Genomic DNA, 23809 nt, shown 5'->3' on the forward strand with positions numbered 1-23809 from the left:
TTCGTCTCGGTGCGGCGGTCAGGCCGCGAGTTCGGGCCTGCGGCAGCGGGCGACGTACGCGGCAGCAGTCTCGCCCGGGGCCGGGGCGGGCAGCGCGGCCTTGACCGCAGCCGCCAGGGCGGTGTGCTTGGGCTGGTCCGCCGGGGTCAGAGGGCGGCGCCAGACCGTGGCCAGGTGGGTGTAGGCAGCGCGGGTGAGGTGCTCCTCGAGGACGTCACTCGCGCGCCGGTCCTGGCTCGCGCCGACCAGGGCACGAAGGATTCCGGTGGCAAGAGCATTGACGGAGCGGCGGTCCCCAGCGGCCTGGGGAATCATGGCCAGCGGGGCGCCGGAGGGTCCGTCAACAGCCGCACCGCGAGCCGTGGGGATCGCATCAGCAGGGACCGTACGGGCGGCGTCAGCCCGGCGGGCCGCGGGCACCGCACGCTCCCACTGCGCCTTGCGGACGGCCGGCGCCGTCATCTTTCGCACGATGCGCCGCTCCCGACGCTCCAGTTCCTCGCGGGTCTCGCGGCGGGCGGGGTCTTCCTGGAGGGCGAGGACGTAGCGGCGGGCAAAGATGCCGCCGTCCGTGCAGTGCTGCCTGCCGACACACCGCGCGCAGCCCTTGCGGTGGGCGAGGTAGGACTGGCGGGCCGTCTCCAGCGTGATCTCCGCCGTAATCCGGGAAACCGGTACGGCCGGCGCTGGGGTCGGCTTGTAGAACTGCTGGGCGGCGCGCCGGTTCTTCTGCGGCATCGCGTCCCGCAGCAGCCGGTTCTGCTCGGACTGCCAGCGCCGGACGTCGATGTTGACGACCACGAGCTGGTCGCTGCCGGGGCAGAGGGGGCGCTTCTCGCCCTCCTTGAGCGGCCCCTGGTCGAGGCCGTGGGGGCGAATCTTGAGGGTGGTCTCGCCGATGATCCGGCGCCAGGTGCGGCAGTCGGGACAGGCGATCGACTTCGCTTCGCCGGGCCGGACGTTGAAGTCTTCCGAGGCCATCGTGCTGAGCAGCAACGGCTCGCGGCGGTTGGTGTGCTTGGTCCGGACACGGCCGGGACGGATACGGGGCATCGAAACCTCCTGCGCATGGGCGGGGGAAGCGGGCTGCCTTCTCTGCCGCGCCAGGCCCGGCCTCTCGGCCGGGTTTCCTGGCGGACAGACAGCGCAGCAGCGCTGTTCGAGCTGAATCGTGGAGCTATTCGGTACAAGCGCCTCGGCCGGGGGAGCTCGGCTCACCCCACTGCCGCCGCTCCGAAGAGACGGTGACTCCTGCTGTTTTACAGCGATACAGGCAGCATGCAGACCATGTAGCCCTGCGCAACTTGCGCTGCACCGACAGCCATGAGGTTGGCATGCGTCAGTCGCGCTGTCAACATGCAACTCAAGCTGGATCGGCTTTCCAGCTTGAGTTGCATGTTGCTTCGCAGGGTGATCGGTGAGAGAGTGCGGGCATGGCAAACACCGGGAAGTACCTGGAGCTCGCTGACAAGCTGGCGAAGCAGATCGAGGAGGAGCTGGCGCCCGGCGATCAGTTCCCCACCGTGACTGAGCTGGCCAGGCAGCTTGGAGTAGCTCCCAACACAGCGAGCCGGGCGGTACAGACGCTCAAGGAACGTGGGCTGCTGTCCGGCAAGGCTGGCGGAAAGACCTGGGTGCGCGTGCAGCCGGTCACCACTTTGCGGCGAAACACTCGTTACCAGCAGGAGAAGGACATCGCCCTGCTGCCGGAGAGCGAGCGGCGGAAGACTGGCGTTTCCGAGCTGGATTCCAACCGCTCGCTCGCCTCTGCGCATAGGGACCAGACCGAGCTGAAGGTGGTCAAAGCTCCCGACGATGTAGCAGAGGTGCTGGGGCTTGAGCCCGGCTCGCTGGTGCTCCGCCGGACGGGAGTCAGGTGGCTCCGTAAGGGGGCCGGCGCCGGTAAGCACGTCTCTTACATGCCGTACGACCTGGTCGCACGGAACTCGTCCATCCTCGACGAGGCCAGCGAGCCGTGGCCTGGGGGCGCGCTACATCAGTTGCTCACCGTTGGCGTCGAGGTAGGCCGTATCGAAGATCAAGTGACCGCGAGTATGCCCACCGACGAGGAGATGGAAGAGCAAGACATCCCGCCGCGGGTTCCCGTGCTCCGAGTCCGGAAGATCACGTATGCGATCACCGGGGAGGCCGTGGAAGTCGCTGATATTCCGCTGCCCGCCGATCGCGCCAAGCTCGTATACGTCACGCCGCTGGAGCCGTGGTCGTAGTGCCCACTTTCTCGGTTGTGACCGCCGTCGTAGACGGCGGTCACTTCTTCCTGGACGACGCTCGCAAGTCTCTCGAAAGCCAGGTGCTTCCTGCGGGCTGGGACCTGCAATGGATCGTCCAAGAGGACGGACTCACCGGTCGCCCGCTGAATTCACTGGTGGATGCGCCGTGGATCTCAAAGGGAGCCAGCCGACACGGTGGCGCGGCAGTAGCACGCACGGTCGCACTGTCTCGGGCCACTGGCGAGATCGTCCGAGCGCTCGACGCCGATGACATGCTCGTCCCTGGGGCGCTCGCTCGCGACATAGGTGCGCTCAAAGAGTCAGGCATGGGGTGGTGCATCTCATCCTGCCTGGATCTCATGCCAGACGGTTCTCTCCGGCCGGGTCCATACGACCCGCCTGAGGGGCCGCTCGCCTTCCCGGAGCTGATGGCCGGCTACACGTCTGACAACTTTCCGGTGGTCGGCACACACCTCGCTGTGCGACTCGACCTCCTTCACCAGTTGGGCGGTTGGCCAGCCCTACCCGCCTGGGAAGCCATTGCTCTCGTTCTGCGGTGTGCAGCAGTGACTCCGGGATGGATGATTGCCGCCCCTGGCGGGATTTACCGCAAGCACGCTGGCCAGACAACGGCACGGTCGGAATACCGGGAGATCGTTGATTTCGACGCACTCAAGTCCCTGATTGCCCATCAGGCCGTAGCCTGTATGGCCAGTCGATGGGTTCCTCACCTGGAGAAAGGAGCGGCGTAGTGAGCCGGAACGAGAGCACCAAGTGGTCACCCGAGGTGCGCCACGAGATTCAGAGGGCGATGAATGCCGTCGTTCGAGAAGCGGACGACATCGTCAAGCGGCGCAGCAGTGACGGACGATGGCTCCCTCCGGGCGAAATCGACGAGCTGGGAAGCAATCCGGCACTCGGCGCTGCTGGACGAATCTGGGTACTGGATCGGCTGCAGACCCGTATCGATGAGGCGCGTGCCGTCATCGACCGCGTTGAGCGCGAGGCCCGCGCCGAGTCCGGCATTTCCCCCCGTGAACGGCGGGACGAGTGAAATCACGTTGCCTGGTAGCGCGTGAACAGGTGGCCCTCGTCTTCCAGGAGACCCACAAGTTCCATCCCCCGCAGTGGCATGGATGTGCCGTGAGCAATACGGTCCGCGGACCCGGCGACGAGCAGAGGCGACACCGTAAGACAAAGCTCGTTGACGTGCCCGCCAGCCTGGAGCTGCCCAAGCGTGTGAGGGCCGCCTTCAGCAAGCACACGAGTGAACCCACGATCGGTCAACAGTCGCAGCGCCTGGCCCATGTCGACTCGATAATCACCGGCAGGGAGCACTTCAACACGCCTGCCAACCAAGCGCCGCAATTCAGGTCGGGCGCTACGGGATGTAATGACCACTGTTCGACCGTCACGCAGAAGCTCTGGGCGTATGCCCTCCAGAGTGGTACTCACAACCGCAATGGCCGGAGTAGCACCCTGCCCTTCGGCTGCGCGGAGGGAGACAAGGTCTGGGTGCGCCTCTGCTGGGCCATATGCCTCCCGGCGGGCGGTCCCTGCGCCTACAAGGATTACATCCGCCAGGGCTCTCAGGACAGCAAAAAGTGCTCGGTCTGCGGCGCTGGAAAGCCCACCAGACCGGCCTTCCCACGCTGCCGCACCGTCCAGGGAAGTGACCATGGTCCCTCGAACCCACATTTTCGCCCCCGGGTAGGCGTACTCGCGCGCGAGCCAGTGGGGCAGGGCTCTGCCGATGGGAACGGGTGCCGGGACCGGAAAGAGACGACGCATACTAACGAGTCTTGCAGGCTGGGGCCGACTGTCTGTCCAGCCCCAAGAGGCCCGCCGATTGGATCACTGCCCAACGGCCGAACGCAATAGCAATCGCGGCCTGATGAAGCGTCATGGGGCGACAGGCGCAAGGCATTCCGGGCACCTCGGACGCCTTGCGCTCCAGCGGCCCGTTATGGTCGATTCCCGGGCTACGCTGTGCTCTGACTTGATCGAATACAGCAAGGCCCCCGGCCTCGGCACCACGGGGGCGCCGAAATCCCGTTCGGACGGGGCACCTTAATGGGAGGTGATCACCATGGTCGCGTCGGTCCGCCAGGCAAATCCGCATGCCGACTCCACCTTCGGGTTCGAGGGGGTCGGGATGACCTAGGCCATCGGCCGCGCATACCAAGAAGTGGACTGCAATCCACTGCGGCCGCGCGGCCCGTCATGCCGACCGGACTCATCGTTCCGGCCGGCCGCCCAGTCTCCGGTTCGCAGCCGGCTCCGGGCTCCAGCTCATCGAGCTGGGTTTAGTACTCCAGTCAGTCAGTCGCAGCACCCGGTCCGCGAGGACCACGCACCACCGCAGCGGCCCCCCTGCAAGGGGGCTTCTGCACCGTTCCGCCAGCCCCTGCAAGGGCTCTCGGAACATCCGTCCGAATCACGTGAAGGAGAGAGGAAGGACTCGCCTCTGGTTCTTCGTCCGGCCGCCCGCTCCTCACGGAGGGGGCGTCCCGCCCGTCCGAACCGGTCCCCGTGAGGAGGCCGGCCTTTGTTGATCTTCATGGAAGGTCGGTATCGCAATAGTGCACGATCTGGTGTCCCCTTGTCAGCCCGGCGTTGCCCGTTTCGGGCCGTTTCGGGCCTTCCGCGCCTCCCGCGTGACGGGATTCGTACGCCCCACTTGCCCTGTTCACGGCATTAGTCACGAAGATTCTTGGGGGTGGAGTGTCACACCGCCCCCGGCCCGGCACACCTATACCGAGAGGGGGACCCCTGTCCTCCTGGCGGTGCCGGCCGCCGTGGTGCTCGAGTGCTGCGTCCCGCCCCACGGGACGCGATCCGAAGTTTCTGCCCATCAGGCGGGAGGGATCAGGGGTCTCGCCGCTTCCCGGACTCTGTCCACAGGTGGTCTGCGCGAGGCTGCCGAGATGGTCTCTGTTTCGTCTGTCCGGGTGTGCCGGTGAGCGCCGTGGCGGCACCGGCCGCCGTGGTCCCGGCGCCGTGCTCCAGAGATGTGGCGGCGGGTGTTGCCGAGTCCACTGGTCGCGGGATCACGTTCGTCGTGGTGCGCGGCCGGCAGCAGGATGTGGTGCGTACGGTGTCGCGGCGGGCTGAGCCGCGGGCGTGGCTGCGGTCTGTGGTGTGGCTGATGGGTGCGGGGCTGCATCCGAAGGCCGGGGCGTCGACGCTCGATGTGGCACGGGATCTCGCGGGCCGGATGGATTACCGCCGGGGGATCGTGCTGTACGACCTGGTGGGCACGGCCCGGCGGGTCGGGGTGTCGGTGGCGACGGTGAAGCGGCATGTCGCGGTGCTGCGTGAGCTGGGTGCGCTGGTGTGGCTGGTGCACGGCTCGAAGCGGAACCTCGCGCTGCCGGGCGAGGGCGCGTATACCGCGACGGCGACGGTGTACGGGGCGGTGATCCCGCCCGTGTTCGACGCGGCGATGGGGCACCGGCTGTCCGGCAGCGGTTACGAGGCGCGGGTGTGCGGGGTGACGGAGACCGGCCGTGAGCGTGCGGTCGCCGCAGCCGTATCGAAGGCGAAGCCTGTGGATAACTCGCCTGTGGATAACCGCAGTTCAGCGCCCCGTGCGCCCCATTCTCCTGGTCGTTACCACCGATCACCTGAAGCTGAGGTTGAGAGTGGTAGTAAAGACACCTCGCGCAAGCGCGCGAGCCGTTCCACCGCATCGAATCCCCCCTCCAGGACCAGCAGCAGCCCGGCGGCGCGGACGGTCCGGCAGGTGGCCCGGGACATCGCGATCGCCCGTCAGGTCCGGCCGCTGGTGGCGTGGACCCAGGCCGAGAAACTGCGGCGCCTGGCGGTCTCGCTGCGCCCGCTCATCGATGACGGCCTGGACGTCCACGACATCGCAGCCGAGCTCCACTCCTGGCATCTGGTGTGGCGACCGAGGAACCCGGCGGCGTTCATCACCGGGGAGCTGCGGGGTTACGCCGACCGGCAGGCGGCTCACGCGGCCGCGGTCGCACCGCAGGACAGCCCGCAGTGGCGGGCCTGTCTGGAGCAGCGGCGGCAGTCCGGGGCCGTCTGGGACCAGCTGCTGGCGGCGGCGGTCCGTACGGACGAGGACCGGCTCCAGGCACGGCGGGCGGGGATCTACGACCCGCAGCTGGTCCTGGACGCCATCGAGGAGGACATGGACGACGCGATGGACCTGTATGGCACCGGCCTGGTCTCGAAGTACTACGGGATCGCCGGGGCCCGGCACATCCGGCTGGGGGTCTGACATGGGCACCCAGCAGGAGAACAGCGGCGTCGATCTGGCCCGCGTCGCTTTGCGGGCCGCCCGTGAGGCATCGAAGAACACGCCCGCGGGCGGGAAGAAACCGCCCCGCCGTCGCACCGCGGGACGGAGGGACGGACGCGAGCCGGTCGGCTTCGGCGCCGCGCTGGAGCATCTGGTCGCGGAACGCGCGTGGGACCTGCCCGCGGCCGCCGGGAGCCTGACCGACCGGTGGGCGGCGATCGCCCCGGACCTCGCGGGCCAGGTCCAGCCGGCCCGGTTCGACGCCGACTCAGGCTGCCTGGAACTGCGGCCCGCCTCACCCGCGTACGCCACCCGGGTCCGCCTCGACCAGGCCGCCCTGGTCCGCAGGATCAACACGGCCCTCGGCTCCACCGTGGTCCGCACCCTGCGGGTCCTGCCCCCGGGACCGGCCGCCCCCACCCGGGCCGGCACCCGCAGCCAAACCCCGGCGCCTGTTCCCCCGGCGCCGGTACGGACCCGGGAAACCGCGTCCGCCGGCTACCGGCACGCCCTCGCCGCCCACCGGGCAGCCACCCCGACAGCCCCCGGCAGCCCCACCACCGCGCACACCGCGGGACAGCCGACCACGCGGACGGGCACGCCCGGCCACACCGTCCCCGACCACCCTCCCGGCAGGCCGGTCCCCGCCCCGGCACCTGATCCAGCCGCCCGACCGGAGCCGACGGGGGCGGAACCGGGATACGGGCCGACCGGCAACCGCCTGGGCCGAACACCCGCCGGTCCCGACCGGGCCGCAGCCGCCTCCGTCCTCGGCCGTCTCCCCCGGCCCCTGCTCGACGCGCTCGGCGGCCGCGCCCCCGGCGCCGCCTACCGCACCCTCCTCGACCAGCTGCACCACCGCACCCCCGACGAACTCGCCGACCGCATCGAACGCCGCTGGTACCTGCACTGGGCGCACACCGCCTACCGCCACAACCCCGACGACATCACCCTCCTCCTCATCACCCCGCCCACCTGCACCAACCCCGCCTGCGAGGACGGGACCGTCCTGCCCGACGACCGGCCCTGCCCGCTCTGCCAGCAGCCCACCCACCGCTACCGCACCCCCGCCTCCGACCCTCCCGCCACCCGCAAGGCCCAGGCGAGCGCAGCCGCAGCCGTACGCGACACCCTCGAAGAACGCCCCGGCCGCAGCGCCGACCCAGCCCGCCGCACCCGCCGACGCCGCATCGGCACCAGCCCCGACGCCCTCGCCGCAGCCATCACCGCCGCCCGCGAACGACTCGACGACCCCACCACCCCACGCGCCACCGCCCCGCCCGAGCCCGGCCCCGAAGACAGCGCCATCCTCGCCGCCCGCGCCGCACACCAAGCCGCCGAAACCACCCGGCAGACAGCAATCGCCCGCGCCCGCCGCGAGCGAGGAGCCGCTGTCCGGGCACAGGGGGTGGCGTGATCCTTCGAGCTCCGGCCGACTGATGATGGACAAACACTTACCTGTGTTGATTCGCTACGGTAGGCGTGACGTTTCGACAGAGATCATTTTTTCATCGGTGGTCAGCGGCCAGGCGCCGATGGCTCCGGTGCCTGGCCGTGACCCGACCGCGACCAGGTCTTTTCGTTCTCCACCCGACAGGAGATCGCCCATGACCGCCCACCCTTCCGACGCCAGTGGTCACGCACACGAACTGCGCATCAGCGTCACGGACGATGTGTACGAGCAGCTCCAGATGCTTGCCGCCGACCAGCACGTACCAGCCGAGGAGTACGCTGCGCGCATGCTCGCTGACGATGTGGCACGCGTCCGGTTTGTTGAAGGCGCCCGGTCGTTCATCGCTGAGCACAGCCACGGCTTCGCCGACCGATTCGGTCCTCACCCTGCTGGAGAACAAGCCGCGTGATCTTAACCGTCGACCTCAGATGGCTCCTGCAGATCGCCAACGAAGAACTGCCCGGTGATCCGGATGTCGTCGACTACGGGGCGCTCGAAGCCGCCAGGGCCCGCCACTGCGCCGTAGTGATGGGCACCACCGTCTATCCGGAACCACACCACCGGGCCGCTGCCCTCCTCCAGTCCCTCGTCCGGCTGCCCGCACTGGAGCACACCAACGAGCTGTACGCCGTCACCGTCGCGGCCGCGTTCCTTCACGCGGCCGGCCGCACTGTGAAGGTGTCCACCGACCAAGCGGCCGACCTGCTCGAACACGCTGCGAGCGGCCTCCATATCCGTGACATCGCCGCCGCCCTGAAGAGCTGGACACCCGAGGACTGAGGACACCGTCGCCCCCGACTGAGCTGTAGCCAGATGCCCGCCTCTGCTGGGTGAGCTTCTGACCGGTCCTGGGCGAGGAGTTGACGGGGCTGTTCCTTCGCGCAGCCGGGCCCGCGCCGAGAAGGCGGCCAGGACATCGGGGCATGCGGCCCCGGCGGTACAGAAGTCGGCATGAGAGGCGGCGAGGAGCACCTAGTCGTCGGCCGACGTCCATGGCGGGGGCGGGACCGAGTTGTTCTCACCGCAGTCCCAGCACTCGAAGTCGTCCGGCAGCCAGTACTTGTCGGTCCACCACGAGACGACGGGTTTCCCCCACAGCACACATTCGGCGCCGCAACAGCCGCACACGAACAAGAAGTTCACTGTTGCCTCCCCCGGGCAGGTCCCTGCCAGGATGCCCTCAGGACACTGCGCCTACCCCCAGAACGACGAACCGGCCCCCGCCGTCACGCCCCGTCCTGGCCAGGCAGGCCCGGTCGGGGGAGATGCCGCTGCCGGTCACCGTCCGCGTTCGCGCGGCCCCTCCGGCCGACGCTGCGGAGTATCGCTTCCGAGCCTGATGATCCGGCCAGGTGATCACTTTGCGTCAATCATTGGTAACTGGGGGGCATGGCTGGGGTGTTCGGGTTACACAGGGGCGCTGGGATATTCGTCTTCGCGGTCAGGCGGGGACGGCTGGTGCCGACTGGGGGTCCGGGCAAGTGCTGACGATCAACGTGGCCGTACTGCTCGCCGTCATCGTCGTCCTGCGGCTGCGCCGCCGCACGGAGGCCAGGAGCCGGCGCGACGAACGGATGACCGTGGTGATCGTGCTGGCTCTCGGTGTGCTGCTGGCCCCGACTCCGGTGGGCAAGGGAATCATGGACATCGTGGGGCAGGTCGCGGGCAGCGTCACACAGGCCAGCCGATGAGTCCCCGCCCGCGGCGGCGCCGGGCGGCGACGGCCAGACGTACGCCGGCACGGCGGCGCGCCCGCAGGCGCGGCGGGCGGCAGCGCGCGGCTGACCGGCTGACCGGTCTCCTCGTGGCCGTCGCCCTGGCCGTCGTCCTGGCGGTGGCCGTTGTCAACTGGCTGCTGGCCCACTGGTGGGTCCTGGCCGCGGTCGGCACGCTCACGGTGTTGGGCGGCGCCGGCTGGCTCTCGTGGAAGCGGCAGAGCGCGCGGTGGGAGGCGGTGCGCGCGCAGGGGCTGCGTTACGGGCTGTCCCAGCTGGACGCCCTGCATCATTCCCGGTTCGAGGACGCGGTCCGAGAACTGATGAGCCGTGACGGCTGCCGGGACGCGGTCCGTGTCGGCGGAGGCGGTGATCTCGGGGCCGACGTGAAGGCCACCGACCCCTACGGACGGCGCTGGGTCATCCAGTGCAAACACCGCCGCAACGGCCTGGCCGACTCCGCGGTGGGCACACCGGACCTCCAGGTCCTCAACGGCACCGCCCGCCAGGTCCACGGCGCCGACATCGCCGTGATCGTGACCAACACCCGCGTGACCGCACCAGCCGTGGCCTTCGCCGAACAGCAACGCCTGCACGTGGTCGACCGCCACACCCTCGCGATCTGGGCGTCCGGCTCACGCCCCCTGTGGGAACTGCTCCGGGCAGTCCCCCCGCCCCGCACACCAGCCACCCCGTCCTGAAAAACTCGTCCGGCCCGCGAAGATGCGTCACCGCCCTCCTGAGCACAGGCCGCTCCCCTCGTTCGTGTGTGCGTCTCCTCGGGCTCTGGGCCGATGGGTCTCCGGCCGCTACCGTGTGAAGACGCAGGTCCCGGAGTGCCGCCACGGTGAGCGACACGTCAGACAGGTGGAGCACGACGGTCCACGGCCAGGACGTCACACTGCCGTCAGGCCGGAGTCCGGGGCGGCCGTCCGATCCCCGGCGGGCCATCCGATCAGGTGACAACGCAGCGGTCTGGCCTGGTCCTTCGCGTGCCGCCCCTTTCACGTCCTGCCACGGCGGGGCGGGACGGCGCTAGTGTGAACAGCCCGAAGGAGGTGCCGCATGGGCGACAGCAGCGAGACGTGGACGACGCTGATCGGCGGGGAGAGCGTGGAGATCCCGGCGACGATCGACGGGGTCCGCGCGGCCCTCGCCGACGAGCCTGAGCGGCTGGCCGGGTTCGAGGCCGAGATCGGACGAACCCCCGCATCCGAGCTGCCGCGGACGCTGGCCGCGTGGGCGCTGCCGCCCGAGGCATGGGCGGAGATCGACGCGCAGTTCGACCGGCTTGCCGCCGGGGACTTCTCCGGCTGCACCCCCATGGAAGACCTGCCCGGCTACAACCCGGCCGGGGAAGAAGCCGCGTGAGCTACCACGTCCAGTACTCCGACCGGGCCGGCGCCCAGCGCGCCGCGATGAAACCCGCCGCCCGCGACGCGCTGGACGCCGGGATGCGGCGCCTCGCGACCGACCCGTACGGACTGCGCTCCGCCCAGGCCCCCGGCCGGCCGCAGACCAAAGAACGGCGCGTCGTCTCCTTCCCGGACGCCATCGTCCTGTACTGGGTCCACGACACCGTCCTGACGATCACCGCCGTCGACATCGTGCACTGAACGATTGAGCCGGCCGGCACGGGCGGGTCCGGAAGGCGCGCAATCCCAAGATCGACCGGCCGGTGCCCGAACGGACAGGCCGCCGGGGCCGGGCACCTGGTGGGTGCCCGGCTGGGTGCGGCGGGAGAGGGCCCGCGAAGTTCACACGTGCTCTACGGCGCGTTCAGCGACTTGGGTCGTTGCTCCTGTTGCGCCGTCGCGGGTCTTGGGCTGGTTACAGCGGCTGTGTGTCGGGGTCCTGGAGGACCCAGCCGTGGGCGGCCATGCCTTCCTTTGTCCATTCCATCAGCAGGTGGGCGGCTTCCTCGGTGCGGGATGTGTCGTGGCCGCCTCCGGAGGCGAAGTAGGCGAGCAGTCGGCCGGCGGCCGGTTTCTGCGTGTCGCACGCGGAGCACAGCTCCAGGTGGATGGGCCGCCCATAGGCGTCGTTCTTCGGCAGACTGCCTGAACGTTCCACCCGTACCATCGTTTCCCCCAGTCGCTCGCTCAGGCGCCATCCCCCCTGTGGTTCTTTTGGCCCGGGGCCGCCATGGACACCGCGCTGCGCACCCGCTTCGACGCCGGGATGCGACGGGTCACCGGCGATCCGTACGGCGCCGGGTCCTCGCCGGTCGGCAAGGACGAGGACCGGCGTCAGGCCGTCGTCGCCGACGTCGTGATCCGCTACTACGTCGGCAAAGACATCCTGATGGTCACCGTCGTCCGCGCGGTCTACCTCTGAACGCCGTGGACGGCGGTCACGGGGCGGGCTCCCACCCGGTCAGCGGGTTTGGTAGACGCGGACCCAGTGGGCCCAACGGCAGGACGGGCCGGACTTGATCTCGTCTTTGACCTCGGCGGCGGAGTGCGAGTGGCCCGGCAGCCCCGGCGGCTTCGAACGGCTGTGGTCGGCGGACCGGCGGCGTACCGAGCACCTGGCCGAGATCATCGGGCGGGAGCGCCTGCGCACTCTGTGTGCCCTGGCCGGCCCGGAAGCGGCCCGAGCCTGAACCCGAACGCGTGAACGTGCCGCAGGTGCCGGGACGCGGATGTCTACCGGTCGTGGCGGCGGATCGTGACGGGGATGGACGAGAGGCTGGAGGGCCCTGACGGCGTGACGAATCCGGACACCACTCCTGCCGCACACCCGCCCCTCCGGGACCGCGACGGAATCCCCGTCCTCAACGACATCGTCCGCCACCAGGACACACAGACCGGCCTGCTCCCACCCGGTGATCCAGCGTCCGGACGCCGCGTTCATCGAAGGGCTCGAGGCGGTCGCACGCTATGTCCGCACCAGCGGCACCGCCCCCTCCGACTGACGGCGGCTCGCGCTGGGGGTCGGTATCGTGCACCGATGGCTGACAACCTGTCCCACCGAGCGCGCGGGCGTGACGCCCGCCGGCGCCTCCGTACAGCCGCGCGCGGCACCCAGGACGGGGACGCCCTCCTCACGCTGCTGGATGCCGAGGTGCTCGCCCGCGCGGCCGGCATCGCCCGGCACGCGGGGCGGCTGCCCGGCGGGATACACGGACAGGCCGTAGCGGGCTGGCAGGCGGCCGTCACCGCGATCGTCACCGCGCTCGACCTCGCGGCCGACCACCAGGCCGGCCGCGTCCCGCCACCGGCGCCGCCCCTGCCACGCGGGCACGCGCGTGCCCAGCTCTCCATCGACTGGTCACAGGACCCCCGCCTCGACTCGCCCTAGTTGAGCATCATCAGACGCCGTAAGGCCCGCTCCCGCCGTTCCTCCGCCATAAGGACCGCCACCGCCGGGGAGGAGTCGGGGGCTCAAGGGCCGGGGAACCCCCGCGCCGAGACCCGGCGTAGGCCGCGCCGCCCTGAACCAGCGCCCGCAGGATGACCATTCCCCTCGCTCTCCATCCGCCCCACAGATGGTCATGGGCGGCGCCCGCCACCTTCATCGCCAGCACCGCCGGGCCCAGAGGTAGTACGAGTCGCCGATCCGGATGGGGTCGATCGAGTCGGCGGCCACGAACGCCACGATCTCGATCGCCTTGGCGGTGGGCAGCGGCATGTCCGCGAGGTCGGCGTCGGCGACCTCGACAATACTCCCGCCGATCTCGTCCTGTCGCAGTTCCCTGCCGTCCACACCTTGACCGGGATGCTGACCAGGCCGAACGACACAGCCCCGGACCAGATCACTGACGGCATCACACACCTCCCGGGGCCTGTTCCCAGCGTAGGACGGGGCGGGCAGACAGGCGCGTGGCGCGGCAGAACAGGACGGCGGCCATGCTGCCGCAGCCGACGGTGGGGCAGCACCATACGGTCACCGAGACACCTCCCCCATTCATTCGATCGGGTAAATTGAAAGGCTAAATGTGAGGATAAAGATCTGCTAGTGTTCGGGGCGGAGGTAAGGACATGACCACTGAGGAAGAACTCTTCGCGAGCGTGGACGCACTGCTGGAGGAGGCGCCGCAGCTCCCGCCCCCGGCGGAGCGTGCCCGGCTGCGCGAGGCCGCCGGTATCACGCAGGCGCGCCTCGCGACGGCCCTCAAGAGCACGACGCAGACGGTGAAGAACTACGAGAACGGCAGGAGCGAGCCGAAGTCGCCGCGCCTGGAGGCGTATCAGCGGCTGCTGAACGGGTGGGCGGCGAAGTACCCCGCCGCCCCGGCCCCCGCGGCCGCGCCGCAGCCCGCCCCGGTGCCGGACACGTTCGCTGGCCCGGCCGCGTCCGAGCCCGCCGACACGACCGCCCCGATTCACGCCCCCGCCGCACCGGAGCGCCCCGCCCGTCCGGCCGGGCGCCCGGCGACGTCGTCCCGGCGTCCGGCGGCGAAGAAGGCCGCCGCGCCCACCGTCGACCCGCGCTTCCCTCACGGCCCGCTGGCCGTGCTGGACGGCGACGGCTCCGCGTACGCGGTGGGCGGCGTCGTGCTGGACTGCCCGGCGACCACCGTGCCGGAGCTGGTGGAGTGGACCCTGCGCGAGTCCGGTCTCGGTGCGCCGAAACTCAACCGGTACGGCAAGGACAGTGATCCGCTGATCGTGCTCACCGCCGCGGCCGCCGTGAAACTCGGGCTGCCCGAGCGCCTGGAGGGCCACGAGCAGCGCCGCTCCCTGCGCCTGCCCGAGGACCACCCCGTGGTCAAGCAAGTCACCAAAGCTCGCTGGCAGTTGACGCAGCGCGGGTTCGGCCCGTGGGCGCGGATCTACCGCAAGGCCCAGGGCCGCGAACGGCAGTGCGTGCAGCTGGCGATCCTGTCCTGGGACGCCCTCGATACCCGGTCCTGGCCCGGCGTCACGGAGATGGAGCCGGCCGACATCGCCCGCGTCCTCGGCGTGTACGCGACCCGGGTCATCACCCCTCGCGGCTCCACCGCCGTCTCGGGCCTGGAGCTGATGACGGCGCTGCGCCCGCCCACCAAGGCCGTGCAGGACCCGGAGACCGGCAACTGGGTGTCCGGCCACAACGCCGGCTCCCTGGGCACGGAGCCGGTGGACCCGGCGCCGCCGGAGGCCACCCCGGAACACCCCGTCGTCGTTCAGTCCGGCTGGACGGGCGGGTTCCTGAACGAGGAGGCGTACCAGTGGGTGCGGTCGGTGGAGACGCTGTCCGATGAGGAGTGCACGCTGCCCTTCGCGGTCGGCCTCGACCTGAACACCGCCTTCCTCGCCGCCGCAGCCCGCCTGGTCGTCGGCCTCAGCGCCCCGGACCACTTCCACGCCCCGAAGTTCAACCCGAAGATCCCCGGGAGCTGGCTGGCGGACCTGTCCCACATCGAGCTGGACCCGCGCCTGCCCAGCCCGTTCACGCCGGACGGCTCCCGTCCGACGGGACCGGCCTGGTACCAGACGCACACCCTCGCCTACGCCCAGGAGCTCGGGTACGACGTCCACCCGATCGAGGCGTACCTGCGGCGCGAGACCGGCGCGTACCTCGACCCGTGGCACGACCGCCTCAAGACCGCCTACGTCGACACCCTCGCCGACATGGGCGTCACCAAGGACCTCTCCGACGTGGAGTTCCTGGCGGCGATGGAGCAGCACAAGCAGAAGGACCCGGCCCTGGCCGCCGTCCTCTCGGCGATCAAGGCCACGGTCAAGGGCGGCGTCGGCAAGCTCCGCGAGCGCCCCCAGGGCAAGCAGTACAGGGAGGGCGAGACGTGGCCGGCCCTGTCGCGGCCGACGTGGCGCCCCGACATCCGGGCCGCCGTCATCAGCAAGGCCCGGGTCAACATGCACCGCAAGCTGCGCAACATGGTCACAATGACCGGGCTGTTCCCGCTCGCCGTGCTCTCCGACTGCGTCGTCTACCCCTCGCCGGGTGAGAGCCCACTGGACTTCCTCCCGTACGCCGCGTCCGGCAAGCCGCAGCCCGGCGGGTTCCGCCTCGGGCCCACGCCCGGTCTGGCGAAGCTGGAGGGCGTCCAGTCGATGCTGTGGGCGGTCGACCTGATGGAGAAGGGCCTGAACCCGGCCCGCCACATCAAGGGCGACGGCCACGACGCCGTCCTGGACGAAGGGGAGTAGGCCGTGGGGGAGATCGAGGACGCGATCGAGCGGGCCGACCGGGAGAGCTTCACCCGGGAACCGCCGAAGACGCTGAAGGGTCAGATCGGCTACCTGCTCAAGCAGTTGGGCAGCGCGAAGGCCGTCGCGCAGGAGCTCGGGGTCACCGCCGACTCCGTCAACCGCTACCGGCGCGGCGCCCGCAAACACGCCCGCGCCGACGTCGCCGCGAAACTCGACGACGCGGTACGGCAGCGCTGGCAGCCACAGGTGCGCAAGCGCCGGCAGCGCCAGGCCGCCGCCACGGGCGGGATCACGGTGGAGACCAGGGCCCAGTTCGGGTACTCCGCAGCAGTGGGTACGACCGACGACGGGCGGTTCCGGCGACTCACCGTGCACCTCCCCGCTGCGTACGCGCAGCGCCTGTTCGACGCCCGCGACACGGGGGCCAGCGACCAGGACTTGCGTGGGATCATCGCGGAAGGATTCAAAGAGGTCTATTTCCAGGACGGCGGTGGCCGCGCTATGGGACTGTCGGACGTGGAAATCAACGACATTGATTACCTCGACCTCGAATACTGATAGGAGCCAAGGCGTGACCACTGAATTTCTGCCCATCGACCGCGACAAGAGCCCCCTGCTCGATGCCGATCACGATGCCGTCCGTATCGCCGACGCGCTGCGCTCCAGCCCGCACATCACCTTCGTCGCCCCGGCCGCGCCCGGCGACGAGACGGTCTGGTTCCGCGACGCCGACGGCACCGGCTTCGAGTTGTCCCTTGCCACCGTGGAGCCGGACCCCGACTGTGAGCGGGTCGCCTACGCCTGGGACGCCGCTGTCGCCGCGATCGGCAACCACCCGCACTTCATCCGCGCCGCCCTCGAACAGCCGTCCTTCGGGCCGCTCAACCTCAACACCATCACCGCGCTCACCCGCACCGGCAACGAGTACACCCTGAAGCTGACCGGCGCCCCGCGCCCCGGCCACGGGGAGGAGCCGGCCTCCCCGCCGACGTCCCCAGCCGCCGACATCGCCTACGCCGCCGACCGCGCTCTGAACAGCAACCCCACCGACGCCGAGCGTGCAACGGGCGAGCTCCTCCGCTACCTCGCCGCCACCTGGGACCGCCAAGAGCCCTCGACGCGCCGGCACGCCCGAGCCGTCGCCCGCTCCCTGTCCCGGTAGAAGAGGATCCGCCCGTGCCCGCATCCGCGGCCACCCGGCACGCGTACCGTGAGTTGACGACCCGCCGGGAGGACCAGATGAGCGCGCAGCCCGACCACGCACCCCTCACGCCGTACGCCCCTGCGCCCGGGGCGCCGGCTGAACTCCTCGCCCAGCTGCGCGCCGACCGGCGCGCGGAGTCCTGGGTGCCGTCCTTCGAGCGGGAGTGGGCGGCCGCCCTCGAGGAATCCCGCCGTACGTTCTCCCTCGCCGGCCTGTACGAGGTCGTCCAGGACTGGCAGGGCCGTATCGCGCACACACCGGCGGTCGACGCGTTCGTCGCCTCCGCCTACGACGATGACAGCGACTTCGTCGACATGGCGGAGTTGCGGGGACGGCGCCGGTGACCGGACAGCCGCCGTACGCGGTCCGCTTCTCAACGGCGGCCGCGAAGGTCCTCGCCACCCTGCCTGAGCACGCCGGGGACACGGTGTGGGACGTCCTGGACGCCGCCGCGGCGGACCCGTGGGGTTTCCAGCGGTGGAACGCGGATGACGTGGAGGGCGAGGACGTGCGCTACGCGTCCGTCGGCCAGCTGTCCCTCACCTACTGGGTGAACAGGCCGTTGCGTCGCCTGTCCGTCCTCAGCATTGTCTGGCTCGGATAGCAGCCACACGGGAGTGCCCCTGTGCCCGGCCGATGGAGGCTGGGCACAGGGGCACCGTCGTACGGGTCGCGTTGAGTGCGGTCGTCAGCTGCGGACGCGGATGCTCAGGTTGAAGGCTCCGGGGCCTGCCCGTAGAACACGGCTCTTAGCCCGGCGATGGCCTCATGCACCGCAGGCTCCCCCTGATCTTCCAGGGACGCGTCCATGAGTTTCTGCGCCGCCGCCGCGAGTTCCGGATTCTCCGCCATGCCCAGCGGCAACCCGGCCGCGGCGACCCTGGCCATGTACGGCGCGAGGACGCCGGCCTCCTCGACGGTGCGTCGCTGCCAGACGTCGACCACCCTTGCCGACGGCGCCAAAGCGGCTGCCGCGCTTTCCCACCGGCCACCGTGGACCCGCCAGGCCGACCAGAACTCGAGCGCGGCCATACCGCCCACGCGCCACCGCGTCGCCCGGCTCAGCCACGTCGCCTGGTACAGGGCACGTGCCGTCATCAGCTCCGAGACGGCGACGACCAGTCCCTGCATTTGCGTGAGACGTTGCTCGCGCTCCGCGACGGTGGCATCAGCGCGCTGCTGACGCCGGGTAAGCCACGCTCCGGACCACACACCCAACAGAGTTGCTGCGGCGCCGATGACGCCGACCACTATCTCGATCACGGACACACCCTGCCAGGTCCGGACACGACAGGGTTTGCGAAGACGACAACTTGAGGGATGGTCAGAGCATGAACGAGGACACGGTGACCCTGCACGGCGGCCCCCTGGACGGGCGGTCGGTGGTGCCCACACGCCACAACAGGTACGGAATCCTGTTCGGCCGGAACGTGGGCCTTGATGAACCTGCCTACGAACCGGACCGCACGGGCCTGTGGATCTGGCGAGGCGGGGAAGGGTGGCCCGGCCCGCGCGAACCACGCGAACCCTCCAACGCCCCGGGCCAGCACCCCTGAGGCCGTGAGCCGACGGGGCGGCCGAAGCCGCGCTTCCATGAATGGACTCGCCGGGCGCCCCGGGCAGACGACGGTGAGCCACAGGGCGCCGGCCCCCGGATCACCGGGGGCCGTGCTCGCGCCTGATCTGGGCGTACAGCGCCGCTGCGGCCCGGTCCCGGCGCCGTTCCACAAGATCCGCGAGGCGGGCGACAGCCGTGCGTTCGGCCGGGGTGAGTTCGTCCATGGTCGCCTTGATGGCATCACGGACACGCGCCGCGATGTCCTGGGCCGTGATGGACTCGATCTCGACGGGCCCGACCGTGTCGAGATAGCCCAGTTCGACCAAGCGCCCGACCGAGGCCCGGGTCTCCTCCGGGGGCATCCGGAGTTCGGCCATCAGCCAGTCGAGACCGCCGTACGGACCACAGATCTCCCCCAGCCACCGGCACCGCATATAGACACCGACGTCGGCCGCCGAAAGGCGGGAGTCGGTGATCGGCCGGTGGGATACGGCAAGCACGTACGGCTCGCCGGTGTCGCTGCGCAGCTTCAGCGGCTCGCCGGACATGCTACTGCCGCCCCGCCGAAGCCTCAGCGCCGCGTGGGGGACCCATGAGTTCGGGCAGCGAGGACCCGGACGCCTTGCGGAGCTTGGCCGCCACGAGCGGCTCGAGGCCATAGCGCAGGGCCTCCGCCATTCCCTCCCGGACTTCCTTCTCCGTGACCGGCGTCCGGTACATGCGCTCCATCATCGCTGCCGTCCGGGCGTCCAGGGTCTTCCGCGCAGCGCCGTCGCTGATTGTCAAGCTCCCGTCGTCGTGCCGGACGATCTCCGGTGAGCCCGCCGGCGGCACCAGCACCTGCGTCAGCACCCGCAGCGGCGTGCCGTCCGGCAGTTGGCCGCCCACAACCGTCACCTCCGCGTGCAGGGCCTTCCACATCTGTACGACGTGCCGGTCGGCGGGCCGGTGAAGAATCATGCCCAGCGGGTCGGCCACCGAGATCATCTCGCCCGGCTCCAGCACGGTGAAGCCCGCCTGCCGGTAGTACGGCGCCAGAGACAGGACGGTGGTGGTCCCGAGCATCAGCCGGTAGCCGAGACCCGCGTAGTGCGCGGCAGCCATCTCAATCAGACGATGCCCCTGACGGCGCCCGCGGACGTGCGGCGCGATCGACAGGGCTTCCGCTTCCACGATCTGGTGGGCAACGCCCGACCGGTGCTCCGCGCTCAGCGTCTCGAACGAACCGATCCACCGCAGCGGCGGCGCCGCGGTCACCACGCCCACCACCTCGCCCCGCCGCTGCTCGGCCACCCACGACGCCCGCACACCGCAAGCCGGCTCAAGCTGGTGCCGGAACGCGATGGCATGAGCCAACTCCGCCCCCGCCCCCGACTGGATGAACTCCACCCTCCCCAGCAACTCCACCAGCGCCGCCTCATCAGCCGGGCGCGGCTCTCGAATCAGCAGCCCACCATTCCCCGTACGCTGCGCCCGCCCCGCCGCGCGCACGCGCGATGCTCGTCCCATGCCCTCCCAACGAGCTGCTCCAGCATTCCGCCCCGCAAGCAGACCCGAGATCATCCCTTGGAGGGAAGAACGTCACCGGGTGGCGGCACGCTCTCCGTACTGAGTGCGCTGCGGCCTGGCGCGCGGCGTCACGCTGTGAGGCTGAGAGACTCACAGGGCGTTTTCCCAGGTGGAGGGGTGGACTATGAGGCTGTGAGGGTGTGAGACGGGGCTCGCGCGCCGTGCTCCCGCTCAGCCTGGTGGTGCCCGCCGGCGCGGAGGACGATGGAGTCGTGGGTGAGCACACCGAGGACCAGGAGCACGGCGTCGAACCGGCGCGGCCGCCGCTGAGCGAGGCCCGCGCCCGGGAGATGACGGCCGGGCTGCGCGAGGCGATGGACGACGTCCGGCGCTCCGTGGCCGTGCTCGCCGCCCGGGTCCGCGACGCGCACGCCGCCCGCGTCTGGCAGCTGCTCGGGTACGGCAGTTGGGAGGCGTACTGCCGGGCAGAGTTCGGCATCAGCCGCGCCCAGGCGTACCGGCTCCTCGATGTCGCCCGCGCGCTCGCCGCGATCCACGACGCCGTCGCCGCCGGCCCCGGCCTGTCTCGCACGCGAGACACCGACTCGGGCGCCGCGGCCGCGCTCGACTACGGCCTGTCCCAGCGGGCCCTGATCGCCGTCTCCGGCCGTACGGACACCGTCGCGGAGATCATCACCCGCCGACTCGCCGCGCTCGCCCACAGCGGCCTCCAGGCCCTCGACACGGCCGCGGTGCGCGCCGTGGTCCGCCAGGCCGTCCGCGACGTCCGCACCGCCCCGCCGCCACCGCCCGCCGATCCGCCGGCGGACCCGGCCGTCGCCGCGCTGCGCCGCGTCGTCGACGACCTCGCCGCCAGCAGCCACGCGATCGGGGAGCTGATGCTCGAAGTCGCCCCGGCGTACCTGTCCGACTCCGAGGCCGCCGACGTGCTGGCGCTGCTGTGCGAGCAGATCGGCGAGCCCCTCGACCACGGGCTTGCTGCCCGGCGCTACGCCCTGACCGGTGACCGCCGGGCCCTGGCCGGGACGGTGCTGTAGGCCGCTGCTCCTATGAGTCACCCACCCTGTTTTCCCTGGTGGCGTAGTGCGCTGTGAGGCTGTGAGGTGTGAGGCGAGGGCCTGCAGCATGGCCCTCATGCTGCTCCTGGTGGTGGTTGTCGAAGGGCAGCAGCAGCCGTGTCGGCGGGTGCAGAAGGGTGGTGGTGGGAGTGGAGCCGGGTGGTGTCGTGGGTGTAGCGCAGCATTTGCATGAACCAGGTGGCACACGGGTGCTGCACGGGTAGCGGGCCCGCTCTGGCCGGTGCAGCACGGTCAGCTGCCGCACGCTGCTCGGGACGCGCTGCTGCACGGTCGGCCCCTGCTGCTCCGGGGTAGCCAGCAAGACCGTGGCCCCGCCCCGGCGGCTGCATAACATCGCAGATCTGCGATGTTCCGGGCGAGATCCATGCAGAGCTGCTGCATGGATCAGACGTGGCCCGTGCCGCTTCGGTTTGTTCTGGAGGAGCAGAACAAACCGGTTCACCTAGTGCACCGGCGCAGACATGAGCACGGCGCCACACCCGAGGGTGTGGCGCCGTGCTGCCGAGGCTGGCGGTGGTCAGCGGACGCGCTTGAGGCGGGTCGGCTTGGTGATGGGGGTGACGTTCCCCTTGGCTCTGGCTTCGGCCTTGCGGGCCTTCTCGTCCAGGTGGAGCTGGAAGCGGCGTTCGTACTCGTCCTCGAAGTCGCCGACGTCCAGGCGCATGTCCCGGGGCAGAACCTTGACGGCGCGCTGCTGATCACGGGGGTCGTTGAAGGCGGCGATCATCGGGTGGAGCTGGAAGCGGCCGCGGCGGACCACGGTGACGAGCCGGGCGGCAACCAGGTGCTGCATGGCCCGGCTGATCACGCCGCGCTCCATCGCGAGGCCGGCGGCCAGTTCGTCGTGGGTTGCGACGACCAGGCCGCCCGGCTCCTGCTCGCTCATCATGTGCAGCAGCAGCGTGTAGGCGGTGGGAGGCAGGCGCGGCACGTACGCGAGACCGTTGAAGCTGCCCCACAGCACGTTGCGGCGCGGCATCCATTCCTCTGTGGCAGCGGACGTCATGACGTGGCCTTCCCTTCCCCATCCGACTCCTTGCGCACTTCCAGCTTCGCGCCCGGAGCGGCCATCGCCCGGAACGCGTCGGGCACGTCCGGGTCCTCCATGATCTCGCGCAGTAGGTCCAACTGCTCCACCCTGTCCCCCATACCCGCCTTGGCGCGCTTCTTCTCGCCCTTGCGCGGCTCCCTGAGCCCTCCCCGCAGCGAGGCGGCCGGGTTGAGCTGATAGACGCCCCGCTGGACCTTCCGCAGCGCCCCGTCGGCCTCCAGGACGTTGAAGACGCGGCTGATGTGAGGCCGGCTGTATCCGAGATCGGCGGACACGTCCTCGTGGGTGGCCTCAATCAGCCCGCCGGGCTTCTGGGAGCCCATCAGGTGGAACAGCACCACGAGCACGAACCGGTCGCTGTCGTAGCGGACGGCGGCCCAGCGCATGAACTCCAGGCTGTCCATGGAGAACGCCTCGCCGATGAACCCCGTGCTGGAGCCGACGGGGAAGACCTGGGCAGCATGTCCGGCGGGCAGCTCAAGGGTGGAGCCGACGGACCGGTTGTACGCGGTGGGCGGCGGCTTCGGGCGGCGCCGACGACGGGACGGCGCATCGGGCAGCTTCGGCGCTGCGCTGCCGTCCAGGGGCCCTGAGCTCATGGGGTTACTGCCTCCTTGATCGTCGTGACGTCAGCACCATAACGGAGATCCGTGGCAGCAGTGCCACCAAAACGCAGCAGCGCCAACACGAAAGTCACCCGTACGTCAGCCTGGACTGACCATCGGGTCCGAGCCGACTCCGAGGGCACCGCTGACGCATCGTGCGTAGATCCGTGGCAGTGCTGCCACGAAACGATGTTAATGAGTCAGGACCGGCTGACATCCCGACCGAGATATGTCAGTCCTGGGCTGACATATCTCCCCGAACCCAACGTTCTGACCTGCGAAAACGCACAGCTCTTACCTCTAGAGCGTGCGCGCGCGTGATACCGGATCTTCCCACCGTGATCAAGTACCGCCACGCCGCGCGATCTGTGCCTCAGCAGCAGCAGCAAAGGCTGCCGCGCGGACCCCTTCGTGGCGCGCGCGGCTTCGCGTGCGGCGCCGCGACCTGGTGCGGGTCGTGGACGGCAGCAGCGGCTCTGAGTCTCGGGTGGTACCGGCCCTGACGATCAAACACAAGGAAGCGTGGCCAGTGCCGGTGGGTGGTTCCGCCACCCGGCCCTGGGGGGCCGGGTGGCTCAGGTACCTCCGCACGTCGAATTCCAACTTTCCCATATCGGGCTTCCGTTCTATGGCCAAGCTATTTCAGGCCGCGCAGTTCTGCATTCCACCGGGAGTTATTCGGCCGGGGTGAGGGTGGCGCAGCCAGGACCCAAAGACTACACAGCGTACGTCAGTGATGCATCGCTCTCACCGTGCGTTCGTCCTCTCGGGTGGCACATCGACGAATTCCGCCCCCCCCTGTTGCGGGTTGACGTGTATGTTGGCGGGGTATTGGTGAACGTGATCGGCTGATTTCTAGGGTGGGGGAGGGGTCAGGGTAGAGCGCAGCGGAACCCGTCACCGCGGTGGGGCCGGCACCACCGTCGGCCCGATGGTCCGTCACTCCCGTTGCGGGGTGGTGGGCAGCAATCCCAAGCCCTACACAGGCCCATGCGTGATGCACCTCCGCTTA

Annotated in this window: 30 protein-coding genes and 1 pseudogene; 21 read left to right on the top strand and 10 right to left on the bottom strand. The window is 70.1% G+C overall.

Translation table 11 applies throughout. The features are described 5' to 3' along the window. Positions 1-18: 18 nt before the first annotated feature. Positions 19-1053 (bottom strand): hypothetical protein, encoded by a 1035-nt coding sequence (locus ACWGDX_RS29660; protein ID WP_453630475.1) that lies wholly within the window; start codon positions 1051-1053, stop codon positions 19-21. Positions 1054-1433: 380 nt separating this feature from the next. Between ACWGDX_RS29660 and ACWGDX_RS29665 the strand changes: the two genes are divergently transcribed. Genes ACWGDX_RS29665 through ACWGDX_RS29675 form a run of 3 tightly spaced genes read left to right on the top strand, consistent with a single transcriptional unit; the run spans position 1434 to position 3285 of the window. Continuing rightward, on the top strand, positions 1434-2228 hold the full coding sequence (locus tag ACWGDX_RS29665; RefSeq protein WP_453630477.1) for a GntR family transcriptional regulator: 795 nt from the start codon (positions 1434-1436) through the stop codon (positions 2226-2228). Positions 2229-2245: 17 nt separating this feature from the next. Continuing rightward, complete coding sequence (locus ACWGDX_RS29670) at positions 2246-2983, top strand: GltA (protein WP_453630479.1); 738 nt, start codon at positions 2246-2248, stop codon at positions 2981-2983. Beyond that, the gene (locus tag ACWGDX_RS29675) at positions 2983-3285 is read left to right on the top strand and encodes a hypothetical protein (RefSeq protein ID WP_453630481.1); all 303 of its coding nucleotides are present in this window, start codon (positions 2983-2985) and stop codon (positions 3283-3285) included. Before ACWGDX_RS29670 ends, ACWGDX_RS29675 begins: the two co-directional genes overlap by 1 nt. A gap of 2 nt (positions 3286-3287) precedes the next feature. Here the strand turns inward: ACWGDX_RS29675 and ACWGDX_RS29680 are convergent, their stop codons facing one another. Further along, positions 3288-4022 (bottom strand): dihydrofolate reductase family protein, encoded by a 735-nt coding sequence (locus tag ACWGDX_RS29680; RefSeq protein ID WP_453630483.1) that lies wholly within the window; start codon positions 4020-4022, stop codon positions 3288-3290. A gap of 1168 nt (positions 4023-5190) precedes the next feature. Between ACWGDX_RS29680 and ACWGDX_RS29685 the strand changes: the two genes are divergently transcribed. The 4 genes from ACWGDX_RS29685 to ACWGDX_RS29700 all read left to right on the top strand — a co-directional run bounded on the left by ACWGDX_RS29685 (position 5191) and on the right by ACWGDX_RS29700 (position 8734). Continuing rightward, positions 5191-6480: a cell wall protein gene (locus tag ACWGDX_RS29685; protein WP_453630485.1), complete on the top strand. Its 1290-nt coding sequence runs from the start codon at positions 5191-5193 to the stop codon at positions 6478-6480. A gap of 1 nt (position 6481) precedes the next feature. Next, positions 6482-7918 carry a DciA family protein gene (locus ACWGDX_RS29690; protein WP_453630487.1) on the top strand — a complete coding sequence of 479 codons (1437 nt, stop codon included), beginning with the start codon at positions 6482-6484 and terminating at the stop codon, positions 7916-7918. A 190-nt stretch (positions 7919-8108) separates the two neighbouring features. Continuing rightward, positions 8109-8363 carry a hypothetical protein gene (locus ACWGDX_RS29695; protein WP_453630489.1) on the top strand — a complete coding sequence of 85 codons (255 nt, stop codon included), beginning with the start codon at positions 8109-8111 and terminating at the stop codon, positions 8361-8363. Beyond that, the gene (locus ACWGDX_RS29700; protein ID WP_453630490.1) at positions 8360-8734 is read left to right on the top strand and encodes a fic family toxin-antitoxin system, toxin component; all 375 of its coding nucleotides are present in this window, start codon (positions 8360-8362) and stop codon (positions 8732-8734) included. Before ACWGDX_RS29695 ends, ACWGDX_RS29700 begins: the two co-directional genes overlap by 4 nt. A 192-nt stretch (positions 8735-8926) precedes the next feature. On the opposite strand, the gene ACWGDX_RS29705 is transcribed toward ACWGDX_RS29700, so the two are convergent. Beyond that, positions 8927-9097 (bottom strand): hypothetical protein, encoded by a 171-nt coding sequence (locus tag ACWGDX_RS29705; RefSeq protein ID WP_453630492.1) that lies wholly within the window; start codon positions 9095-9097, stop codon positions 8927-8929. A 338-nt stretch (positions 9098-9435) separates the two neighbouring features. Here ACWGDX_RS29705 and ACWGDX_RS29710 point away from each other — a divergent pair, with 338 nt between their 5' ends. The 4 genes from ACWGDX_RS29710 to ACWGDX_RS29725 all read left to right on the top strand — a co-directional run bounded on the left by ACWGDX_RS29710 (position 9436) and on the right by ACWGDX_RS29725 (position 11285). Beyond that, positions 9436-9645 carry a hypothetical protein gene (locus ACWGDX_RS29710; protein WP_453630494.1) on the top strand — a complete coding sequence of 70 codons (210 nt, stop codon included), beginning with the start codon at positions 9436-9438 and terminating at the stop codon, positions 9643-9645. Beyond that, a complete protein-coding gene (locus ACWGDX_RS29715) occupies positions 9642-10370 on the top strand; it encodes a restriction endonuclease (RefSeq protein ID WP_453630496.1) in 729 nt (242 codons plus the stop codon). Before ACWGDX_RS29710 ends, ACWGDX_RS29715 begins: the two co-directional genes overlap by 4 nt. A gap of 364 nt (positions 10371-10734) precedes the next feature. Then, a complete protein-coding gene (locus tag ACWGDX_RS29720; RefSeq protein ID WP_453630498.1) occupies positions 10735-11040 on the top strand; it encodes a hypothetical protein in 306 nt (101 codons plus the stop codon). After that, positions 11037-11285: a hypothetical protein gene (locus tag ACWGDX_RS29725; RefSeq protein ID WP_453630500.1), complete on the top strand. Its 249-nt coding sequence runs from the start codon at positions 11037-11039 to the stop codon at positions 11283-11285. Before ACWGDX_RS29720 ends, ACWGDX_RS29725 begins: the two co-directional genes overlap by 4 nt. Before the next feature lie 214 nt (positions 11286-11499). On the opposite strand, the gene ACWGDX_RS29730 is transcribed toward ACWGDX_RS29725, so the two are convergent. Further along, positions 11500-11742 (bottom strand): DUF6300 family protein, encoded by a 243-nt coding sequence (locus ACWGDX_RS29730; protein WP_453630502.1) that lies wholly within the window; start codon positions 11740-11742, stop codon positions 11500-11502. A 72-nt stretch (positions 11743-11814) separates the two neighbouring features. On the opposite strand from ACWGDX_RS29730, the gene ACWGDX_RS29735 reads away from it, so the two are divergent. The 3 genes from ACWGDX_RS29735 (at position 11815) to ACWGDX_RS29745 (ending at position 12972) form a co-directional block, all read left to right on the top strand. Next, complete coding sequence (locus tag ACWGDX_RS29735; RefSeq protein WP_453630504.1) at positions 11815-12006, top strand: hypothetical protein; 192 nt, start codon at positions 11815-11817, stop codon at positions 12004-12006. Between the two features lie 94 nt (positions 12007-12100). Beyond that, positions 12101-12274, top strand: coding sequence for a hypothetical protein (locus ACWGDX_RS29740; RefSeq protein WP_453630506.1), 174 nt, complete (start codon positions 12101-12103; stop codon positions 12272-12274). 347 nt (positions 12275-12621) lie between these two features. After that, on the top strand, positions 12622-12972 hold the full coding sequence (locus ACWGDX_RS29745) for a hypothetical protein (protein WP_453630507.1): 351 nt from the start codon (positions 12622-12624) through the stop codon (positions 12970-12972). A gap of 237 nt (positions 12973-13209) precedes the next feature. Here the strand turns inward: ACWGDX_RS29745 and ACWGDX_RS29750 are convergent. Continuing rightward, a pseudogene (locus ACWGDX_RS29750) lies at positions 13210-13439 on the bottom strand (Ku protein); the annotation flags it as partial. Between the two features lie 213 nt (positions 13440-13652). On the opposite strand from ACWGDX_RS29750, the gene tap reads away from it, so the two are divergent. The 5 genes from tap (at position 13653) to ACWGDX_RS29775 (ending at position 17578) form a co-directional block, all read left to right on the top strand. Continuing rightward, complete coding sequence (gene tap, locus ACWGDX_RS29755) at positions 13653-15767, top strand: telomere-associated protein Tap (protein ID WP_453630509.1); 2115 nt, start codon at positions 13653-13655, stop codon at positions 15765-15767. A 3-nt stretch (positions 15768-15770) separates the two neighbouring features. Beyond that, positions 15771-16328 carry a telomere-protecting terminal protein Tpg gene (gene tpg, locus ACWGDX_RS29760; RefSeq protein ID WP_453630511.1) on the top strand — a complete coding sequence of 186 codons (558 nt, stop codon included), beginning with the start codon at positions 15771-15773 and terminating at the stop codon, positions 16326-16328. 13 nt (positions 16329-16341) lie between these two features. Then, the gene (locus ACWGDX_RS29765; RefSeq protein WP_453630513.1) at positions 16342-16932 is read left to right on the top strand and encodes a hypothetical protein; all 591 of its coding nucleotides are present in this window, start codon (positions 16342-16344) and stop codon (positions 16930-16932) included. A gap of 77 nt (positions 16933-17009) precedes the next feature. Beyond that, entirely contained in the window at positions 17010-17318 is a 309-nt protein-coding gene (locus ACWGDX_RS29770; RefSeq protein ID WP_453630530.1) for a DUF6247 family protein, read from the top strand. Continuing rightward, positions 17315-17578: a hypothetical protein gene (locus ACWGDX_RS29775; protein ID WP_453630515.1), complete on the top strand. Its 264-nt coding sequence runs from the start codon at positions 17315-17317 to the stop codon at positions 17576-17578. Before ACWGDX_RS29770 ends, ACWGDX_RS29775 begins: the two co-directional genes overlap by 4 nt. Before the next feature lie 104 nt (positions 17579-17682). On the opposite strand, the gene ACWGDX_RS29780 is transcribed toward ACWGDX_RS29775, so the two are convergent. Beyond that, positions 17683-18237 carry a hypothetical protein gene (locus ACWGDX_RS29780; protein WP_453630517.1) on the bottom strand — a complete coding sequence of 185 codons (555 nt, stop codon included), beginning with the start codon at positions 18235-18237 and terminating at the stop codon, positions 17683-17685. Positions 18238-18305: 68 nt separating this feature from the next. Here ACWGDX_RS29780 and ACWGDX_RS29785 point away from each other — a divergent pair, with 68 nt between their 5' ends. Continuing rightward, complete coding sequence (locus ACWGDX_RS29785; protein WP_453630519.1) at positions 18306-18530, top strand: hypothetical protein; 225 nt, start codon at positions 18306-18308, stop codon at positions 18528-18530. A 100-nt stretch (positions 18531-18630) separates the two neighbouring features. On the opposite strand, the gene ACWGDX_RS29790 is transcribed toward ACWGDX_RS29785, so the two are convergent. Together ACWGDX_RS29790 and ACWGDX_RS29795 are read right to left on the bottom strand one after the other, a co-directional pair. After that, complete coding sequence (locus tag ACWGDX_RS29790) at positions 18631-19080, bottom strand: hypothetical protein (protein WP_453630520.1); 450 nt, start codon at positions 19078-19080, stop codon at positions 18631-18633. Between the two features lies 1 nt (position 19081). Beyond that, the gene (locus tag ACWGDX_RS29795) at positions 19082-19921 is read right to left on the bottom strand and encodes a GNAT family N-acetyltransferase (RefSeq protein ID WP_453630522.1); all 840 of its coding nucleotides are present in this window, start codon (positions 19919-19921) and stop codon (positions 19082-19084) included. Between the two features lie 320 nt (positions 19922-20241). On the opposite strand from ACWGDX_RS29795, the gene ACWGDX_RS29800 reads away from it, so the two are divergent. Beyond that, positions 20242-21099 carry a hypothetical protein gene (locus tag ACWGDX_RS29800; RefSeq protein WP_453630524.1) on the top strand — a complete coding sequence of 286 codons (858 nt, stop codon included), beginning with the start codon at positions 20242-20244 and terminating at the stop codon, positions 21097-21099. Positions 21100-21658: 559 nt separating this feature from the next. Here the strand turns inward: ACWGDX_RS29800 and ACWGDX_RS29805 are convergent. Together ACWGDX_RS29805 and ACWGDX_RS29810 are read right to left on the bottom strand one after the other, a co-directional pair. Then, a complete protein-coding gene (locus ACWGDX_RS29805) occupies positions 21659-22147 on the bottom strand; it encodes a hypothetical protein (RefSeq protein ID WP_453630526.1) in 489 nt (162 codons plus the stop codon). Continuing rightward, entirely contained in the window at positions 22144-22791 is a 648-nt protein-coding gene (locus ACWGDX_RS29810; protein ID WP_453630528.1) for a helix-turn-helix domain-containing protein, read from the bottom strand. The genes ACWGDX_RS29805 and ACWGDX_RS29810 overlap by 4 nt, the downstream gene beginning before the upstream one ends. Between the last annotated feature and the right edge of the window lie 1018 nt (positions 22792-23809).

It is taken from the genome of Streptomyces sp. NPDC055025 (genome assembly GCF_053608565.1).

Bases quoted from the DNA above. Each gene is read 5' to 3' on its own strand.
- ACWGDX_RS29805 (WP_453630526.1), bottom strand. From the start codon at position 22,147: ATGACGTCCGCTGCCACAGAGGAATGGATGCCGCGCCGCAACGTGCTG.
- ACWGDX_RS29690 (WP_453630487.1), top strand. From the start codon at position 6,482: ATGGGCACCCAGCAGGAGAACAGCGGCGTCGATCTGGCCCGCGTCGCT.
- ACWGDX_RS29680 (WP_453630483.1), bottom strand. From the start codon at position 4,022: ATGCGTCGTCTCTTTCCGGTCCCGGCACCCGTTCCCATCGGCAGAGCC.
- ACWGDX_RS29770 (WP_453630530.1), top strand. From the start codon at position 17,010: ATGAGCGCGCAGCCCGACCACGCACCCCTCACGCCGTACGCCCCTGCG.
- ACWGDX_RS29735 (WP_453630504.1), top strand. From the start codon at position 11,815: ATGGACACCGCGCTGCGCACCCGCTTCGACGCCGGGATGCGACGGGTC.
- tap (WP_453630509.1), top strand. From the start codon at position 13,653: ATGACCACTGAGGAAGAACTCTTCGCGAGCGTGGACGCACTGCTGGAG.
- ACWGDX_RS29720 (WP_453630498.1), top strand. From the start codon at position 10,735: ATGGGCGACAGCAGCGAGACGTGGACGACGCTGATCGGCGGGGAGAGC.
- ACWGDX_RS29665 (WP_453630477.1), top strand. From the start codon at position 1,434: ATGGCAAACACCGGGAAGTACCTGGAGCTCGCTGACAAGCTGGCGAAG.
- ACWGDX_RS29810 (WP_453630528.1), bottom strand. From the start codon at position 22,791: ATGAGCTCAGGGCCCCTGGACGGCAGCGCAGCGCCGAAGCTGCCCGAT.
- ACWGDX_RS29745 (WP_453630507.1), top strand. From the start codon at position 12,622: ATGGCTGACAACCTGTCCCACCGAGCGCGCGGGCGTGACGCCCGCCGG.
- ACWGDX_RS29660 (WP_453630475.1), bottom strand. From the start codon at position 1,053: ATGCCCCGTATCCGTCCCGGCCGTGTCCGGACCAAGCACACCAACCGC.
- ACWGDX_RS29715 (WP_453630496.1), top strand. From the start codon at position 9,642: ATGAGTCCCCGCCCGCGGCGGCGCCGGGCGGCGACGGCCAGACGTACG.
- ACWGDX_RS29785 (WP_453630519.1), top strand. From the start codon at position 18,306: ATGAACGAGGACACGGTGACCCTGCACGGCGGCCCCCTGGACGGGCGG.
- ACWGDX_RS29790 (WP_453630520.1), bottom strand. From the start codon at position 19,080: ATGTCCGGCGAGCCGCTGAAGCTGCGCAGCGACACCGGCGAGCCGTAC.
- ACWGDX_RS29695 (WP_453630489.1), top strand. From the start codon at position 8,109: ATGACCGCCCACCCTTCCGACGCCAGTGGTCACGCACACGAACTGCGC.